Genomic DNA, 17873 nt, shown 5'->3' with positions numbered 1-17873 from the left:
TCCTCAGGGATTCTATTATATTTGTTAAAACCTCACATTTGCAGAATTTTATTTTTATTGTCCTTGGCCTGGCATTACTGATCATGGGTGGAAACTGGCTTCTGAAAGCATCCGTGGCCCTTTCATTAAGGCTAAATATCCCCAGGATCATTATTGGGATGACCATTGTATCTTTTGCAACCTCTACCCCTGAACTCATTGTCAGCGTCAATGCTGCCCTGGAAGGATTTCCTGATCTGGCCCTTGGGAATGTCGTTGGATCCAACATCGCCAATCTGGGTTTGGTGTTGGGGATCGTACTTATTTTAAGGCCTATAGATGTTCGAAAAAGTTTTTACACTACAGACTGGCCTGTGATGATGGCGGCCTCTCTTCTTTTCTTTTTTTTGGTTTATTTCGATGGCGTTATAAGCGCGGTGGAAGGAACAATTATGCTGGCCTGCCTGTTTCTTTTCCTGGTATTCCTGCTGCGATTCCAAAAACCTGCTGTAGTGGAGGATTTTGACAAGAGCATTCTTCCTTTACCGCTTTACAAAGCAGTCTTCTTTCTAGGGATAGGAGGACTGGCCCTTTGGGCCGGATCCGAATTTCTGATTACCGGTGCTGTAGGGCTTGCCACTTTTTACCAGGTAAGTGAGCGAATTATTGGGATAACTGTGGTTTCAGTAGGCACAAGTATTCCTGAACTTGCGGCTTCAGTGATTGCGATTCTCAAAAAAGAAAAAGCGATTGGTCTTGGGAACCTCCTTGGTTCTAACATATTTAATCTTCTCGCCGTACTGGGCATCACTTCAATGGTAAGTCCGATTTATGTTATCGATCGGGGATTACTTACCAATGATGTATTCTGGATGCTGGGATTTGCTTTTTTGGTACTTCCTCTTGTATTTTTTCCCAAAGGTCTTAGGCTGGAATGGCGCGACGGATTAATACTCCTCCTTGGTTATGCCGCTTTCGTATACTTTACGCTCGGGTAACTTACATTTTAAGACATAAAAAAACCGTTTTCAAATTTCTCTGAAAACGGTTTATATTTTAAAAGTGCTAATTAAACCTTTATGCGGAAACTCCTATATTGGCAGATTTCACAGTTTTAATTATTCTTCCGGCAATCTTATATGGATCTCCATTAGAAGCAGGACGTCTGTCTTCTAACCAGCCTTTCCAACCTTTCTCTACAGTGATGATCGGAATTCTGATGGAAGCTCCACGGTCGGAAACACCATAACTGAAATCCTTTATGGATGCAGTTTCATGAAGTCCAGTAAGTCGCTCATCATTAAAGGCACCATAAACACCGATATGATCCTGAGCAACCGGTCTGAAGGCTTCACAAATGGCTTCGTAAACTTCTTTGGAACCACAGGTTCTCAAAGTAGTATTGGAGAAATTCGCGTGCATACCTGAACCGTTCCAATCCCCTTTTACAGGTTTTGGGTGCAATTCAATATAGTATCCGTATTTTTCTGTGAGTCGGTTTAACAGATAACGGGCAACCCATATCTCATCACCGGCTTTTTTAGCTCCTTTGGCAAAACATTGGAATTCCCACTGTCCTGGAGCTACCTCCTGATTGATTCCTTCGATATTGATTCCTGCGGCGATACATAAATCCATATGTTCTTCCACAAAATCTCTACCCCAGGTGTATCTTCCACCTACTGAACAATAGTATTTTCCTTGGGGCCCTGGAAAACCACCCCTTGGAAATCCAAGTGGTAAGTCGGTTTCTGTGTCCATTAAAAAATATTCCTGCTCAAATCCGAACCAGAAGTCATTGTCATCATCGTCAATCTGGGCACGATGGTTTGATTCGTGAGGGGTGCCATCGGCATTCATTACCTCACACATTACCAAAAATCCTTTTGCTCTCTCCGGGTCGGGATAGATGGCAACGGGTTTCAATAAACAATCTGAAGATCCACCTTCTGCCTGCTCCGTAGAACTTCCATCAAATGACCAGAGAGGACAATCTTCCAGTTTTCCACTAAAATCGTTTTCGATCTTGGTTTTGCTTCTCAGTTCCTGTGTTGGCTCATGTCCATCCAACCAGATGTATTCCAATTTTGTCTTGCTCATAATCTTTCTTTGTTAATTTTTTCGACCCCCAAAAATAAATTTTTTTCAATACATGTATAAAAAAACAGGGGGTATTTATCAATAAATTCGACATAATTATCAACACCCCTATTTTTATGGGGGTTCATTGTAAATTATTATTAAATATAGGGGTATATCTGCGAAATGTTTAATTTAGCTCCGCAATAATAATCCATCCTTTTATGTCTACTCAAAGATTGAATGCCATCAGCCTTAGTGCACAGAGAAAAGCTATACCAATTGTTGAAGAAACCAGAAGATCGGAACTCTTCGGTAAGCATGTGTTTAATGAGGATCGAATGACTCAGTACCTTACAAAAGATGCCTTTCAAAGTGTAAAGAATGCCATTTTTACCGGATCTAAAATCGACAGGAAGATGGCCGATCAGATTGCAGAATCGATGAAAGCCTGGGCATTATCCATGGGGGCAACTCATTATACGCACTGGTTTCAGCCATTAACAGGGGCAACAGCCGAAAAACACGATGCCTTCTTTGATCTGTTGCCAAATGGCAGGGCCATTGAGAAATTTGGTGGCAGTCAGTTGGTACAACAGGAACCAGATGCTTCCAGCTTTCCAAGTGGCGGTATCCGGAATACATTTGAGGCCAGGGGATATACGGCATGGGATCCTACGTCACCTGCGTTTATTTACGGTGCCACCTTGTGTATTCCTACCGTGTTTGTTTCGTATACCGGAGAGGCCCTGGATAATAAAGTTCCTTTGTTACGTGCACTACACGCAGTTGACGAAGCGGCTACCGGTGTTGCGAGATACTTCGACAAAACTGTAAATAAGGTTCTGGCTACTCTTGGCTGGGAACAGGAATACTTTCTTATTGATAAGACCCTTGCAAATTCCAGACCTGATCTGGTACTCGCCGGACGAACCCTTGTAGGTCAGGCCGCCGCTAAGGGGCAGCAATTAGACGACCACTATTTTGGAGTGATTCCGCTCCGGGCCATCAATTATATGAAAGACCTGGAGGTGGAATGCACTAAACTTGGTATTCCGGTTAAAACGAGGCATAATGAAGTTGCTCCAAATCAGTTCGAACTCGCGCCTGTTTTTGAAGAGGCCAACCTGGCAGTTGATCACAATCTACTGCTTATGGATGTTATGGAAAAAGTAGCCGACAGGCATGACCTCAAAGTACTTTTTCACGAAAAACCTTTTGCAGAGATCAATGGCTCAGGGAAACACAACAACTGGTCGCTGGCTACAGATACAGGGGTAAACCTGCTGAGTCCGGGTTCCACTCCTATGAAAAACCTTCAGTTCCTCACCTTTTTTGTAAATACCATCAAAGCTGTCGATACCTACGAGGAACTTTTACGGGCATCGATTGCTTCAGCGAGTAATGATCATCGCCTTGGAGCTAATGAAGCTCCGCCTGCGATCTTTTCCATTTTTATCGGGAAACAGCTCAGTGAGGTCCTCGATGAGCTGGAAGGAGTGTCCCAGGGCAAATTGTCGCCTGAGGAAAAAACCGAACTAAAACTCAATGTGGTGGGGAAGATACCTGAGATTCTCCTTGATAATACAGACAGGAACCGGACCTCGCCCTTTGCTTTTACAGGGAATAAATTTGAAATGAGGGGAGTAGGATCAAAATCGAATTGCGCCAAACCGATGACTGTTCTCAATACGATAGTGGCGAAGCAGTTGATCAATTTTAAGAAAGAAGTAGATGCCCTGATAAATAAAAAGAGCCTGAAAAAAGACGAGGCTATTTTTAATATCCTCAGGGAATATATCAAATCTTCAAAGAGAATACGATTCGATGGAGATGGTTATAGTGAGGCGTGGTCGAAAGAGGCGGCAAAACGTAAGCTGAGTAACAACAAAACAACTCCCGATGCATTGAATGTCCTCTCTTCCAAATCGACACTGGAATTATTTAATGAGATGGGGGTAATGAGCGAAGTTGAGATCAAAGCCAGGCAGGAAGTGGAATTGGAAACCTACATCCTGCAGACTCAGATAGAAGGGCGTGTTTTTAATGAGTTGGTGAATACCCATATTATCCCTGCCGCTATCAAGTATCAGAATTCGGTGATCGATAACATTAAAGGTATTAAGGATATTTACGGGACCGGATTTAAAAAACAGGCTGTGGCCCAATTGACGATCTTGGAAGATATCTCGGGGCATCTCGAGGCTACAAGGAAAAAGTCGGAAGCCATGACCGAAGCCAGAAAAAAGGCAAATGCGGAAAAAGAGGTACATAAAAAAGCTATGGCCTATTGCTATGATGTCAGACCTTATTTTGATGACATCCGATATCATTGCGACAAGCTCGAACAACTCGTGGAAGATCAGAGCTGGCCGCTGGCTAAGTACAGGGAATTGCTCTTTATCAGATAAAAAAGAGACTATATTCCCGGAGCCTTGCGGGGAAGTGATATCATTCCCCTATTTTTGCGATAAATTAAGAACTATTCAACGTGCCCATAAGTAAACGCTACCATCAAAGAGGAGTTTCCGCTTCCAAGGAAGATGTTCATAAGGCTATCAGGAACCTCGACAAGGGGTTATTTCCAAAAGCATTTTGCAAAATTGTCCCCGATACCCTGACAGGGGATGACAATTACTGCCTGGTTATGCATGCAGACGGCGCAGGCACCAAATCTTCGTTGGCGTATATGTACTGGAAGGAAACGGGAGACCTGTCAGTATGGAAAGGGATCGCTCAGGATGCCCTGGTCATGAATTTGGATGATCTTTTATGTGTTGGGGTTACAGAGAACATTCTCCTCTCCTCAACCATAGGAAGAAATAAAAACCTGATCCCGGGAGAAGTAATTGAAGCGATCATTTCCGGCACCGAAGAATTCATCGAGGAGATGTCTGCCCACGGAGTTCATATAAAGTCGACCGGAGGGGAAACGGCCGATGTGGGTGATCTGGTGAGGACGATTATTGTAGATTCGACAGTTACCGCCAGAATGCGTCGCGATCAGGTGATCGACAATGCCAATATCCGGGAGGGGGATGTTATTGTCGGATTGGCCTCATATGGCCAGGCAACCTATGAGAAGGAATACAATGGGGGTATGGGGAGCAACGGACTCACCTCAGCAAGACATGATGTATTTTCTAAGGGTCTCGCAGCGAAGTACCCCGAAAGTTTTGATCCCTCGGTTCCTGCAGAGTTAGTATACTCAGGGAAAATGAACCTTCTGGATGTAGTAGACAATGTCTCTCTGGATGCGGGTAAACTCGTTCTCTCACCAACCAGAACCTACGCCCCGGTAATCAGGAAGATCCTGGAGGAATATTCAGCTTCAGAAATACACGGAATGGTCCACTGCAGTGGTGGAGCCCAGACCAAAATCCTGCATTTTCTCGATCAATACCATGTGATCAAGGATAACCTCTTTCCCGTTCCTCCTTTATTTCAACTTATCCAAAGTCAGTCGGGAACCGACTGGAAAGAAATGTACCAGGTCTTTAATTGTGGCCATCGGATGGAACTCTATGTTGATAAAGAAATGGCAGCAGATTTGATCGCTATATCGGAAAGTTTTGGGATCGATGCGCGGATCATAGGGAGGGTTGAGGCCTCAGAGCATAAACAGCTGAGCATACACTCCCCACACGGTTCCTTTACTTATCATTAAGAACCCTTTACTTGAGAATACTTATAAACCGTTTGCTGTTGATAAAACCGTAAAACACTGTATTACAGAAATTTAAGTGAAAACAGTGGATGGTGGATTTCTCAATGGAAATCTTTTGTTTTACTTCTTTATACCTAATTTTATACTCGTAATATTTACCCACCTTCCTAAAGATTTTAAATTTTATGAGCCTTAAACTAGCGCCAAGCCGCACCCAAACTTATACCCAAAAAGAAGCTTTAGAATCATCACTCGACTATTTTAACGGGGATGAATTGGCCGCAACGGTCTGGATCAACAAATATGCCCTTAAGGATTCTCAAGGGAATATCTATGAGAAGAACCCGAACGATATGCACGCAAGAATTGCGCGTGAAATTGCCCGGATTGAAGCAAAATACCCCAACCCCCTAAGTGAGGAAGAGGTATTTGACCTTATAAAAGACTTCAGATACATAGTACCACAGGGGAGCCCGATGGCAGGGATTGGTAACCACTTTCAAATCGCATCGCTTTCTAATTGTTTCGTTATCGGGAACGAAGGACAGTCCGATTCCTATGGTGGCATCTTTAAGATTGATGAAGAACAGGTACAACTTATGAAGCGACGTGGGGGAGTGGGTCACGACCTTTCCCATATCAGGCCAAAAGGATCTCCTGTAAAGAACTCAGCCCTGACCTCCACCGGATTAGTGCCTTTTATGGAGCGTTATTCAAATTCTACACGAGAGGTGGCTCAGGATGGAAGAAGGGGTGCACTAATGCTTTCAGTTTCAATTAACCATCCAGATGCCGAAGAATTTATAGATGCCAAGATGGAAATGGGGAAAGTTACCGGAGCGAACGTTTCGGTGAGGATTGACGACGAATTCATGAAGGCTGTAGATCAAGACGGGGAATACATTCAGAGATATCCCATTTTTGACAAGGAAGCTAAGGTGCAAAAGGAAATCAAGGCCAGTAATCTTTGGAAAAAAATAGTACACAATGCCTGGCGATCAGCCGAACCTGGAATTTTATTTTGGGATACGATTCTTCGCGAATCAATTCCTGATTGTTATGCTGATCTGGGATTTACAACGATCTCTACCAACCCATGTGGTGAAATTCCTCTTTGCCCTTATGATTCCTGTCGTTTATTAGCTATTAATCTGTTTTCATATGTACAGCATCCCTTCACTGATAAGGCTACTTTTAATTTTGACCTCTTCAAAGGTCATGTCACAGCCGCACAGCGAATCATGGATGATATCATTGATCTGGAACTGGAGAAGATCGATAAAATTCTAGAGAAGATAGAAAGCGATCCCGAATTGGATTCCATCAAAACGGTGGAGCGTGATCTGTGGATCAAAATCAGAAAAAAAGCGATCGAAGGAAGACGAACCGGTATTGGTATTACGGCAGAAGGCGATATGCTGGCTGCACTTGGAATGCGATATGGAAGTGAAAAGGCTAATTCGTTTTCTGAAAAAGTGCACAAGACAATTGCCCTTGAAGCTTATCGTGGATCGGTTCAGACAGCCAAAGAACGTGGAGCTTTTCCTATATGGGATTCCGAAAGGGAGAAGGAAAATCCTTTTATTCAGCGAATAAAAAACGCGGATGAAAAGCTCTATTTTGATATGCTCGAGCACGGGAGGAGGAATATTGCTTTACTGACAATTGCCCCAACCGGATCAACCAGTCTGATGACTCAGACAACCTCGGGAATAGAACCAGTTTTTATGCCCATTTACAAAAGGCGACGTAAGGTTAATCCCGGAGATAAAGGCGTTAGGGTGGATTTTGTAGATGAATTAGGGGACTCATGGGAGGAGTACACCGTCTTTCATCATCGGTTTAAACAGTGGATGCTGGCGAACGGCTACAATAGTAGTGAGAAGTACAGCGAACAGGAGCTGGCAGAAATGATGAAGAAATCACCTTACTACAAAGCTACTTCAAACGATGTCAATTGGGTTAACAAGGTGCATCTGCAAGGCAGGATTCAGAAATGGGTAGATCATTCTATCAGTGTTACCATCAATCTGCCCAATGATGCTACTGAGGAATTGGTCAATACCTTGTATATGGAAGCCTGGAAGTCTGGTTGTAAAGGTATTACCGTGTATAGAGATGGTTCCAGGTCGGGTGTACTTATTTCAAATGAAGAGAAGAAAGAAAAAGGGAAAACTTCGCTGACTGATTTCCCTGTAAAACGTCCCAGGGTACTTGAAGCGGACGTTGTGCGCTTTCAGAACAACAAGGAAAAATGGATCGCTTTTATTGGTTTAATTGATGATCAACCTTACGAGATTTTTACCGGCCTTTCAGACGATGAAGACGGCATTCTTTTACCTCGATGGGTTAATAATGGGCTGATCATTAAAAACAGGGATGAGGACGATAATGCGCGATACGATTTTCAATACCAGAATAGGAGAGGGTATAAAACAACAATAGAGGGGCTGTCCCACAAATTTGATCCTGAATTCTGGAATTATGCAAAGTTGATTTCCGGAACCTTGCGTCATGGAATGCCCATTGAAAATGTCGTCCATCTTATTGAAAGTCTGCAATTAGACAGTGTTTCTATCAATACCTGGAAAAACGGGGTGGTAAGAGCTCTTAAACGATTTATCCCCGACGGTACGGCTACTAAGGGCCAACGTTGCGGTAATTGCAATTCATCTAACCTGATGTATCAGGAAGGGTGTCTTACTTGCAAGGATTGCGGTTCATCCAAATGCGGATAGGACGATTTAATTGACTGTTTCCAAAGTATCCGGGGATGCTAATAGTATGATAAGATGGTGCTTTCCTATACTTTTCCCCAAAAAGGGGCGTTATTTTAGTAGAAAAAAAAGCTATTATGGAAAGAAAAGCGTTTTTAAAAACCCTTGGAGCTGGTGCAGCCTTTGCCTTAACTTTTCCCTGTGTTCAGGGATGCTCCAAAGAAGATGGTCCCGGACTCCCTATTCCTACTGGTGTAGATTTTACGATAGACCTTACCTCCAGTGAAGGAGCTATGCTTCAGAACAATGGCGACTTTATCTTAAAGAATAATGTGGTGGTTGTAAAAAACCTGGAGGGCAACTTTATTGCAGCAAGTCAGATCTGCAGTCACCAGCAAACAGATCAGGTTCGTTTTATCGAAGATGAGGGGGGAATTTTTTCCTGTTCTACCCACGGTGCGAGATTTTCACAAACAGGAACACCATTAAACGCCATCACCAACAATCCCCTTAAGATTTTTAATACCGAACTAAACGGTGATATCCTGAGGGTCTTCGAATAGCCTAAATCCTTCAGGCAGCTTGTTTTTACACCCGGCTTCTCCTTGTCAGGCTACTGTAGGGTGAAAGAGGCCAGGCCCGTTCGACCTATAATTTATTCTACCGCATTGGCCTTAAATGTTGTAAATTCGCTTCGCAAGGGAGATAGACCATGATAGATAAATTAAACATTATAAAACAGCGATTTGATGAGGTATCTGACCTGATCATCCAGCCGGATGTCATTTCAGATCAAAAACGCTATGTACAACTCACCAAGGAATACAAGGACCTAAAACTATTGGTAGAAAAAAGAAAAACCTACCTCGAACTCAAGAACAACCTGCAAGAAGCCGAAGAGATCCTTTCTGCGGGAGCAGACCCGGAAATGGTGGAAATGGCAAAAATGCAGTTAGAGGAGGCCAAGGAAGCTTTACCTGAGTTGGAGGAAGAGATCAAGTTTATGCTTATTCCAAAAGACCCGGAAGATGCCAAGGACGTTGTCATGGAAATCCGGGCGGGTACCGGAGGTGATGAAGCCAGCATTTTTGCAGGAGATCTCTACAGAATGTACGCCAAGTATTGCGAGTCGAAGGGATGGAGAACCAATATCATCGACCTTAGTGAAGGAACGAGTGGCGGCTATAAAGAAATACATTTTGAGGTCACCGGAGAGGACGTATATGGAACCTTAAAATTTGAAGCAGGGGTTCACAGGGTACAGCGCGTGCCACAGACCGAAACACAGGGTAGGGTACATACAAGTGCTGCAACCGTAATGGTCTTACCCGAAGCCGAAGACTTTGATGTGCAGGTAGATCCCAAAGATGTGCGCATAGATTTTTTCTGTTCTTCAGGACCTGGGGGACAATCTGTAAATACTACCTATTCGGCCGTAAGGCTTACACATATTCCTACCGGAATTGTCGCCCAGTGCCAGGATGAAAAATCACAGCATAAAAACAAAGATAAGGCCTTTAAAGTACTGAGATCCCGATTGTACGATATGGAATTACAAAAACGCCAGGAAGAAGATGCTGCAAAAAGGAATTCCCAGGTAAGTAGCGGGGATCGCTCTGCGAAGATCAGGACCTATAATTATCCTCAGGGGAGAGTTACTGATCACCGAATCGGACTTACCCTTTACGATCTGCAAAACATCATTAACGGGGATATTCAGAAGATTATAGATGAACTCATGCTGGTGGAGAATACCGAGAAGTTAAAAGAGGCCTCAGAAATCTTCTAAAAAAACAATGAGTACAGACGAGCTAGTTTTCCAGATAAGGAAGAAAAATTCATTCCTGTGTATCGGACTCGATACAGACCCAGAAAGGATACCTCCCCATCTCCTGGAGGAACCAGACCCTGTATTTGCTTTTAACAAGGCTATAGTTGATGCAACCCACCATTTATGTGTGGCCTACAAGCCTAATACGGCCTTTTACGAAGCTAACGGAATTAAAGGCTGGGAATCCCTGTCAAAGACGATTAATTACATCAACGCCCATTATCCTGAAATTTTTACCATAGCCGATGCCAAGAGGGGCGATATCGGAAATACAGCTACAATGTATGCAAAGGCTTTTTTTGAAGACCTTAAATTTGATTCTGTAACAGTGGCGCCTTATATGGGTAGGGATTCTGTGGAACCTTTCCTGAACTTTAAGGATAAGTTTACCATATTACTTGCCCTGACCTCTAACCCCGGCGCTTTTGATTTTCAAACAATGCAATTCGATGGGAAAGAATTGTACATGCAGGTACTGGAGACAGCCCTGACATATAAAAATCCGGATCAACTCATGTTTGTTGTCGGAGCAACCAAAGCGGAGTTTTTAAAGGAAATACGAAGAATAGTGCCAAAAAACTTTTTACTGGTTCCCGGCGTAGGTGCACAGGGAGGAAGCTTGGAGGAAGTTTGTAAACACGGGATTACCGATGATATCGGTTTGTTGATCAATTCTTCAAGAGGAATTATATACGCTTCGCGGGATAAGGACTTTGCACAAGCTGCATCTGCACAAGCAACTTTACTGCAGCAGGCAATGGCCAGCGAGATTAAAAAAATACAATCCCGGGCCTAAGCCAGTTCTTCCATTGTCTTTTTCAGAATTCTGGCCTTTCTTTCAAAAAAGTCCCCCAACTGGGTCCCTGAATAACGGGTGTCTGCCGCCATATTGACAAATGTCTGATAGTAGCTTACCAATCTTGTAGAAGCTTGAGAACCACTGGTTATATGGGTGGTTGATCCCACCTTGCAATACTGATTATCCATAGTCAATTTCTTTTAAACAAAGATACGTTGCAAGTCGCACAAAAGTTTTTGGGTCTGGTGGTATTCAGCTAAAATTGATGTTATTTATCTAAAAATTAACATTGTGGTAGCGAATTCTTCACAAAACGGGGGCTGAAAAGTTAGAAATTAAAAATATGAGCTCCTTTTTGTACCTTCTGCCTTCAATCTTTTTATAAATGAAAAAAACCATACAAATTCTTGCAGTTGTTTTGCTATCTGTTTCCTCCCTTGAGGCACAGAATAATCCCTGCGCCTGTTGCACCGAAGATCACGCTGCATTCGATTTTTGGCTTGGAAAATGGGAAGTTACCTTACCCAATGGCAACATTGCGGGCGAAAATCTGATTGAGAAGATACAGGGCGACTGTGTGTTGAGAGAGAACTGGAAAGGCGCGAATGGAAACTTTACAGGCACGAGTTATAACTTCTATAATACGGCTACCGGCTTATGGGAACAACTCTGGCTTGATACGGCAGGGACTATTTTAAAATTAACCGGAAAACGCATCGATAATCAAATGATCCTTATGTCTGATGAGGTCGTCAATGAAGATGAAAGTATTACGGTACAGCGTATCACATGGACCCTGCTGGAGGATGGGAAGGTACGCCAGGTTTGGGAAGTATTGCGCGATGGGGTTGCGGTCAATGTCCTTTTTGATGGCCTGTACAGTAAATTAGAATGAGGAGGGGGATTTTTCTTCAAAATTGTCAATAAAAAAACCGGCCACTACACCGGTTTTTTAAACTAACTAACTCAAAAATACTAACTCAAATAGTACGGGTATAAAAATATTTTATTTCTTTCTTATTGTGGTTAAATAAAGATTACCAGAAGGTTACCTTACCACATTCTTATTTATTAAACGGTACTTTTTTAAGATTATTGCAGCGGTATTTCAGTACTCAAAATACACGTGAGTAGAATAAAGTGCATGTCGACAGTCAGAGGCAGCATTTGCGAATGGCAACTACAAATAGTTATGCTCCATAGTGGTCAGAGATAAGCGCTTCAGTTTCTGCTTTGGATTTAAAGACTTCGAAGGTTTTACCCTGTGTCCTGAGGGCTCCCAGAGCATTGGCAAATTTAGCAGCCTGCTCAGGATCTCCGTAAACAGCAAAACCATACGCCAGCCCTCCTGCAAAGGAATCACCACAGCCCGTAGTATCTACCACATTTTCCATATAGATAGATTTGACGAATTGCTTCTGAATGTCCTTGCCTTTTTTAAAGTAATAAACACAGCCTTTAGCATCCAGGGTTACATAGAAGTACTTTACCCCTTTCTTCAGAACATGGGCGGCCATTTCATCCAGATGATCTGTCCTTTCTTCATTATAACTGGTCATTTCCTCTGATGAATATTCGTGTTTCATCCAGCATGCCTGAGATTCTTCAAGGTTCATTTTGAGAATATCGATATACTTCAACCATTGATCCATATCGACCCAGAATTTCCGGTATCGGTCCCCTGTCATACCCATAGAAGTTGTGGGGCCGTGAGCATCAAATACAACCAAACCTTTTCTGTTTTTCTTGATGTATTTTAATGTTCTCAGGGATATTTCAAAATCGGTGATCGGTACAAAGACATAGGCATCCATCTCGTCCATTGATTTGATATCCTTTGGTACGATAGGTTTCATACAGGCAGTCTGTCGCTCAAGCCGATTATTCTGGTCGATAAACTTCAGCTCTATAACGGTTCCCCTGTCGTGTTTGCTCGAGATATGACTTGTATCAATATTGGGATAGGCTTTAAAAAGGTCGATGATATTCTTGTAGTCCTTCTCGTGTACATGGGAAACAGGGTATACGGTACCCTCCTCCCCAAACAGTTTGGCCAGGGCTATAACCGGATGGGACACACAACCGTATTTCCTGATCGTTTCATTGTGGTGTGTTACAATGGTGTCTCTGGGTATGGGTCCGATTACGGCAATTTTAGTCATTCGATTCCTGGAGCTTTTGAGATTAAAAATCCTGAATTCAGGCAGGATATAAACCTATTTCTTTACGAGCAATACAAGAGTAATTTATGAAAAATAAACTTAGGAAAGAACTAAATTTTTCTTTGTGAGATATACTGTTTGCGTTCAGTGACTTAGGTAAATATGACCGTTTTGTTATTGTAGACCATGGTTTTTCTGTTCACGTGCAGATGAACTGCCCTGGAGAGAACTAGCTTTTCCAAATCCCTTCCTTTCTCAATAAAATCCCGAACCTTGTGGACATGGGAGACACGGGTGGTATCCTGTTCTATAATCGGTCCGGCATCCAGCTCTTCCGTTACGTAATGGCTGGTAGCCCCAATAATCTTCACGCCTCGGTTAAAGGCTGCGTGATATGGTTTGGCACCGGCGAAAGCAGGGAGGAAAGAATGATGGATATTGATTATTTTATTGGGGTATTCCTCAATTAATCTCGAGGTTACAATCTGCATATATCTGGCAAGGACGATAAAGTCGACACTGTGCTGTTTTAACAAATTTATCTGTTCCTCTTCTGCCTTGGATTTGAGCTCTTTAGTTACCGGAATATGGTGGAACGGGATCTTAAACTGATCAGCGATATATCTGAGGTCATCGTGGTTGCTGATAATAAAAGGGATTTCTACGTCTAATTCCCCTGAAGAATATCGAATCAGCAAATCGTATAGACAGTGATTGTATTTACTGACGAAAAGGGCCATTCTGGGTTTTTCATCCCCATAATGTACACTCCATTCCATTGCGTAGGGTACCGCTATTTCCTTCTCGAAATCGTCTTCTATATTAGAAACAGCTTCATGATTTGTTAGGAATTCCCCTTCTAATCGCATAAAAAATACTTCAGCCTCCTTGTCAACATGCTGGTCGAGGTAAACGATATTGCCGCCAGTTTTTTGAATAAAGCTCGTGACAGTACTAATAATTCCCGGCTGGTCCGGACAATGGATAAGAAAGGTTGCTTTCAAGTCTTCCCGTTTTAGCGATTAAAAATACTACAATCATATGGGCGTTCAAAAGCAAGGCATAGTATTATAAAATTCTAAATAGAACCTAATAATTTTTGCATTTATCGTAAATTGCATGCGTTAATTGGACTGATAATTACAAATGGAGCAAATTAAAACCTATATCCCTAAGAATAAGGTCAGAATTGTGACCGCTGCCTCACTTTTTGACGGGCATGATGCCGCTATTAATATTATGAGGCGGATCATTCAGGCGACCGGGGTGGAGGTAATCCATCTGGGGCATGACCGATCTGTTTCTGAGGTGGTGGATTGCGCCATACAGGAAGATGCCAATGCAATTGCCATGACTTCTTACCAGGGAGGTCATAACGAATATTTCAGGTATATGTTCGATCTCCTTCAGGAACGAGGAGTAGGACATATCAAAATCTTTGGAGGGGGAGGAGGCGTCATACTTCCTGAAGAGATAAAAGAGCTGATGGATTACGGCATTACCAGGATCTATTCTCCCGATGATGGCCGTAAAATGGGCCTGCAGGGGATGATTAACGACCTGGTTGAACTGTCAGATTTCCCAACCCTGCCACTTGAGTTGCCTGAGGGAAGGGATTTAGCTGCTTCCCTGAAAAATAAAGATATCACCACGCTCGCACGATTGATCAGCCTTGCCGAAAACAGGCAGGACGAATATGAAAAGCATTATACCACCCTTGGGAAAGTGAGGAGGAAAGTTCCTGTTCTGGGGATTACAGGTACAGGAGGGTCCGGAAAATCGAGCCTTGTGGATGAGCTGATACGAAGGTTTTTATTTGATTTCCCTGAAAAGCACATTGGGATTATTTCGGTGGATCCCTCTAAGAGGAAAACAGGAGGAGCATTATTAGGAGACCGGATAAGGATGAACTCCATTAATAGCGAAAGGGTCTATATGAGATCCCTGGCCACCCGTCAGTCTAATTTAGCCTTGTCCAAATACGTGGGGGATGCCCTTGATATACTTCAGCACGCTCAGTTCGATCTGCTTATTCTCGAAACTTCCGGCATTGGTCAGTCCGACACCGAAATCGTAGAACACAGCGATCTTTCGCTCTATGTGATGACACCAGAATTTGGGGCGGCCACACAGCTGGAAAAAATAGATATGCTCGATTTTGCAGACCTGGTGGCGATCAATAAATTCGATAAGCGGGGTGCCCTGGATGCACTCAGGGATGTAAAAAAACAATACGTCAGGAACCACAATCTGTGGGATGCTGATCCCGATTCGCTCCCGGTTTATGGAACTATCGCTTCTCAGTTTAACGACCCCGGGATAAATTCACTTTATAAAGCCGTGATGCAGGCTTTACAGGAAAAGGCCGGTGCCTCATTAAATTCTACCTTCGAAGTATCAGGAGATGAGCCGGAAAAGCGCTACATCATCCCACCTGCCAGAACACGCTATTTATCTGAGATTTCAGAAAGTAATCGTGCTTATGATCGAGCGGCCCTGTCACAGAGTAAAACTGCCCAGTCACTTTATGGGTTGTACAAGTCTGTTCTAACCCTGCTTTCTGAAGATACCTTAGCGGCTCATGGAGATACCTGGCCCTACCTATTAGAATCTGGCCTTGATGAAGAGGGCTTGAAGCGAGATGTAAGAGAGGATAAACTCACCTTGTTAGAGATGCTCATTTCTGAATTCAACTTCCAAAAATTAAATCTCGACCCGCATCACTGGGTTTCCCTGATGGAATGGAAATCCAAGGTGGAACGATACAAACAACCGGTTTATAAATTTAAAGTGAGGGATAAAGAACTTGAGATAGATACCTATTCAGAGTCACTTTCCCACTTGAAGATTCCTAAAGTAGTTCTGCCCAGATATGAAGCCTGGGGCGACTTACTGCGCTGGAGCCTTCAGGAAAACGTACCGGGAAAATTTCCCTATACAGCAGGGCTCTATCCGTTTAAACGGACCGAAGAAGACCCAACCCGAATGTTTGCCGGGGAAGGCGGACCGGAACGTACCAATCGAAGGTTTCATTATGTGAGCCTCGATATGAAGGCGAAACGACTTTCAACGGCCTTTGATTCTGTCACTCTTTATGGTAATGATCCGGGAGAGCGCCCTGATATTTATGGGAAAATCGGCAATGCCGGGGTCTCAATCTGCTGCCTGGATGATGCCAAAAAACTCTATTCAGGCTTTGATCTTTCCAACCCAATGACATCGGTAAGTATGACGATCAATGGCCCGGCGCCCATGCTACTGGCATTTTTCCTCAATGCCGCTATCGATCAGAATTGTGAAAAATATATCAGGAAGAATGGCCTGGTAAAAGAAGTGGAAAAGAAAATTAATTCCATCTTTAAGAACGACAAAAATGGGCGACCGGCCTATGCCGGTGATCTCCCTGAAGGGAATGATGGTTTGGGCCTTCTACTCCTTGGGGTAACCGGAGACCAGGTATTGCCTGCAGAGGTGTACGAAGATATCAAAATCCGTACTCTGAAGGAGGTACGGGGAACCGTTCAGGCAGACATCCTGAAAGAAGACCAGGCACAAAATACCTGTATTTTTTCAACCGAATTTGCCCTGCGACTTATGGGCGACGTACAGGAATATTTTATTCAGAAAAAGGTCCGCAATTTTTATTCGGTATCTATTTCCGGATATCATATCGCGGAGGCAGGAGCCAACCCTATTTCACAGTTGGCTTTTACTTTATCTAATGGGTTTACCTACGTGGAATACTACCTGAGCAGAGGGATGGACATCAATAAATTTGGCCCTAATCTGTCTTTCTTTTTCTCCAATGGTGTCGATCCGGAATACGCCGTCATCGGCAGGGTTGCCAGGCGGATATGGGCAAAAGCTATGAAAGAGAAATACGGGGCCGATTCAAGGGCTCAGATGCTCAAATATCATATCCAAACTTCAGGGCGAAGCCTGCATGCACAGGAGATAGATTTTAATGATATCCGCACCACCCTGCAGGCCTTGTATGCCATATATGACAATTGCAATTCCCTGCACACCAATGCATATGATGAAGCGATAACAACACCTACCGAGGAATCGGTGCGAAGAGCGATGGCCATACAACTGATCATCAATAAGGAACTGGGTCTTGCCAAAAATGAAAATCCCATTCAGGGATCATTTATCATAGAAGAACTTACCGATCTGGTTGAAGAGGCTGTATTGCTCGAGTTTGACAGGATAACAGAAAGGGGTGGAGTGCTGGGGGCCATGGAGACCATGTATCAGCGATCTAAGATTCAGGAAGAGAGTTTACATTACGAAACCTTAAAACACAACGGGCAGTACCCAATTATTGGAGTGAATACCTTCCTGAGTTCAAAAGGATCGCCGACCATTCTTCCCAAAGAGGTCATAAGGGCTACAGATGAAGAGAAACAAAGACAGTTAAAGTCTCTTGAAGGCTTAAAAGAAAGAAATAAGTCGAGGGCTGAGCAAGGTTTAAAGGAATTACAGGATGTGGCTGTTCACAACGAAAACATCTTTGAAAAACTCATTGAAGTATCCAAATACTGTTCCCTGGGACAGATTACCCACGCCCTTTTTGAAGTTGGCGGGCAATACCGCCGAAATATGTAATAGTTCTTTTTAAAAGGAATTTGATAAA

13 protein-coding genes are annotated in these 17873 nt (G+C 43.3%); 9 read left to right on the top strand and 4 right to left on the bottom strand.

Features of this window, described 5'->3' with window-relative positions:
- Positions 1–38: 38 nt before the first annotated feature.
- The gene (locus AB8P51_RS10755) at positions 39–977 is read left to right on the top strand and encodes a sodium:calcium antiporter (protein ID WP_369748838.1); all 939 of its coding nucleotides are present in this window, start codon (positions 39–41) and stop codon (positions 975–977) included.
- A 79-nt stretch (positions 978–1056) separates the two neighbouring features.
- Here the strand turns inward: AB8P51_RS10755 and AB8P51_RS10750 are convergent, their stop codons facing one another.
- Positions 1057–2079, bottom strand: a complete 1023-nt coding sequence (locus tag AB8P51_RS10750) for a glutamine synthetase beta-grasp domain-containing protein (RefSeq protein WP_369748837.1) — start codon at positions 2077–2079, stop codon at positions 1057–1059.
- 203 nt (positions 2080–2282) lie between these two features.
- Here AB8P51_RS10750 and AB8P51_RS10745 point away from each other — a divergent pair, with 203 nt between their 5' ends.
- The 6 genes from AB8P51_RS10745 to pyrF all read left to right on the top strand — a co-directional run bounded on the left by AB8P51_RS10745 (position 2283) and on the right by pyrF (position 11069).
- The gene (locus AB8P51_RS10745; protein WP_369748836.1) at positions 2283–4469 is read left to right on the top strand and encodes a glutamine synthetase III; all 2187 of its coding nucleotides are present in this window, start codon (positions 2283–2285) and stop codon (positions 4467–4469) included.
- Between the two features lie 80 nt (positions 4470–4549).
- The gene (locus tag AB8P51_RS10740) at positions 4550–5725 is read left to right on the top strand and encodes an AIR synthase related protein (RefSeq protein WP_369748835.1); all 1176 of its coding nucleotides are present in this window, start codon (positions 4550–4552) and stop codon (positions 5723–5725) included.
- Positions 5726–5910: 185 nt separating this feature from the next.
- Positions 5911–8463, top strand: coding sequence for an adenosylcobalamin-dependent ribonucleoside-diphosphate reductase (locus tag AB8P51_RS10735; protein WP_369748834.1), 2553 nt, complete (start codon positions 5911–5913; stop codon positions 8461–8463).
- 116 nt (positions 8464–8579) lie between these two features.
- Positions 8580–9005, top strand: a complete 426-nt coding sequence (locus tag AB8P51_RS10730) for a Rieske (2Fe-2S) protein (protein ID WP_369748833.1) — start codon at positions 8580–8582, stop codon at positions 9003–9005.
- Positions 9006–9154: 149 nt separating this feature from the next.
- The gene (prfA, locus tag AB8P51_RS10725; protein WP_369748832.1) at positions 9155–10231 is read left to right on the top strand and encodes a peptide chain release factor 1; all 1077 of its coding nucleotides are present in this window, start codon (positions 9155–9157) and stop codon (positions 10229–10231) included.
- Positions 10232–10238: 7 nt separating this feature from the next.
- Positions 10239–11069, top strand: a complete 831-nt coding sequence (pyrF, locus tag AB8P51_RS10720) for an orotidine-5'-phosphate decarboxylase (protein ID WP_369748831.1) — start codon at positions 10239–10241, stop codon at positions 11067–11069.
- Here the strand turns inward: pyrF and AB8P51_RS10715 are convergent.
- Entirely contained in the window at positions 11066–11260 is a 195-nt protein-coding gene (locus tag AB8P51_RS10715) for a hypothetical protein (protein WP_369748830.1), read from the bottom strand. The genes pyrF and AB8P51_RS10715 overlap by 4 nt on opposite strands.
- A gap of 197 nt (positions 11261–11457) precedes the next feature.
- Here AB8P51_RS10715 and AB8P51_RS10710 point away from each other — a divergent pair, with 197 nt between their 5' ends.
- Positions 11458–11967, top strand: a complete 510-nt coding sequence (locus AB8P51_RS10710) for a hypothetical protein (RefSeq protein WP_369748829.1) — start codon at positions 11458–11460, stop codon at positions 11965–11967.
- 295 nt (positions 11968–12262) lie between these two features.
- Here the strand turns inward: AB8P51_RS10710 and AB8P51_RS10705 are convergent, their stop codons facing one another.
- Both AB8P51_RS10705 and purU read right to left on the bottom strand, forming a co-directional pair.
- A complete protein-coding gene (locus tag AB8P51_RS10705) occupies positions 12263–13234 on the bottom strand; it encodes a carbohydrate kinase family protein (RefSeq protein ID WP_369748828.1) in 972 nt (323 codons plus the stop codon).
- A gap of 152 nt (positions 13235–13386) precedes the next feature.
- The gene (purU, locus tag AB8P51_RS10700; RefSeq protein WP_369748827.1) at positions 13387–14238 is read right to left on the bottom strand and encodes a formyltetrahydrofolate deformylase; all 852 of its coding nucleotides are present in this window, start codon (positions 14236–14238) and stop codon (positions 13387–13389) included.
- A 142-nt stretch (positions 14239–14380) separates the two neighbouring features.
- Between purU and AB8P51_RS10695 the strand changes: the two genes are divergently transcribed.
- On the top strand, positions 14381–17845 hold the full coding sequence (locus AB8P51_RS10695) for a methylmalonyl-CoA mutase family protein (RefSeq protein WP_369748826.1): 3465 nt from the start codon (positions 14381–14383) through the stop codon (positions 17843–17845).
- Positions 17846–17873 lie beyond the last annotated feature (28 nt).

Origin of the sequence: Muriicola sp. SD30 (assembly GCF_041205185.1) — a bacterium.
Lineage (GTDB): Bacteria > Bacteroidota > Bacteroidia > Flavobacteriales > Flavobacteriaceae > Muriicola.
This window is presented reverse-complemented; position numbering and strand designations above follow the sequence as displayed.

Bases quoted from the DNA above. Each gene is read 5' to 3' on its own strand.
- AB8P51_RS10735 (WP_369748834.1), top strand. From the start codon at position 5,911: ATGAGCCTTAAACTAGCGCCAAGCCGCACCCAAACTTATACCCAAAAA.
- AB8P51_RS10730 (WP_369748833.1), top strand. From the start codon at position 8,580: ATGGAAAGAAAAGCGTTTTTAAAAACCCTTGGAGCTGGTGCAGCCTTT.
- AB8P51_RS10750 (WP_369748837.1), bottom strand. From the start codon at position 2,079: ATGAGCAAGACAAAATTGGAATACATCTGGTTGGATGGACATGAGCCA.
- pyrF (WP_369748831.1), top strand. From the start codon at position 10,239: ATGAGTACAGACGAGCTAGTTTTCCAGATAAGGAAGAAAAATTCATTC.
- AB8P51_RS10745 (WP_369748836.1), top strand. From the start codon at position 2,283: ATGTCTACTCAAAGATTGAATGCCATCAGCCTTAGTGCACAGAGAAAA.
- AB8P51_RS10705 (WP_369748828.1), bottom strand. From the start codon at position 13,234: ATGACTAAAATTGCCGTAATCGGACCCATACCCAGAGACACCATTGTA.
- prfA (WP_369748832.1), top strand. From the start codon at position 9,155: ATGATAGATAAATTAAACATTATAAAACAGCGATTTGATGAGGTATCT.
- AB8P51_RS10695 (WP_369748826.1), top strand. From the start codon at position 14,381: ATGGAGCAAATTAAAACCTATATCCCTAAGAATAAGGTCAGAATTGTG.
- AB8P51_RS10715 (WP_369748830.1), bottom strand. From the start codon at position 11,260: ATGGATAATCAGTATTGCAAGGTGGGATCAACCACCCATATAACCAGT.
- AB8P51_RS10710 (WP_369748829.1), top strand. From the start codon at position 11,458: ATGAAAAAAACCATACAAATTCTTGCAGTTGTTTTGCTATCTGTTTCC.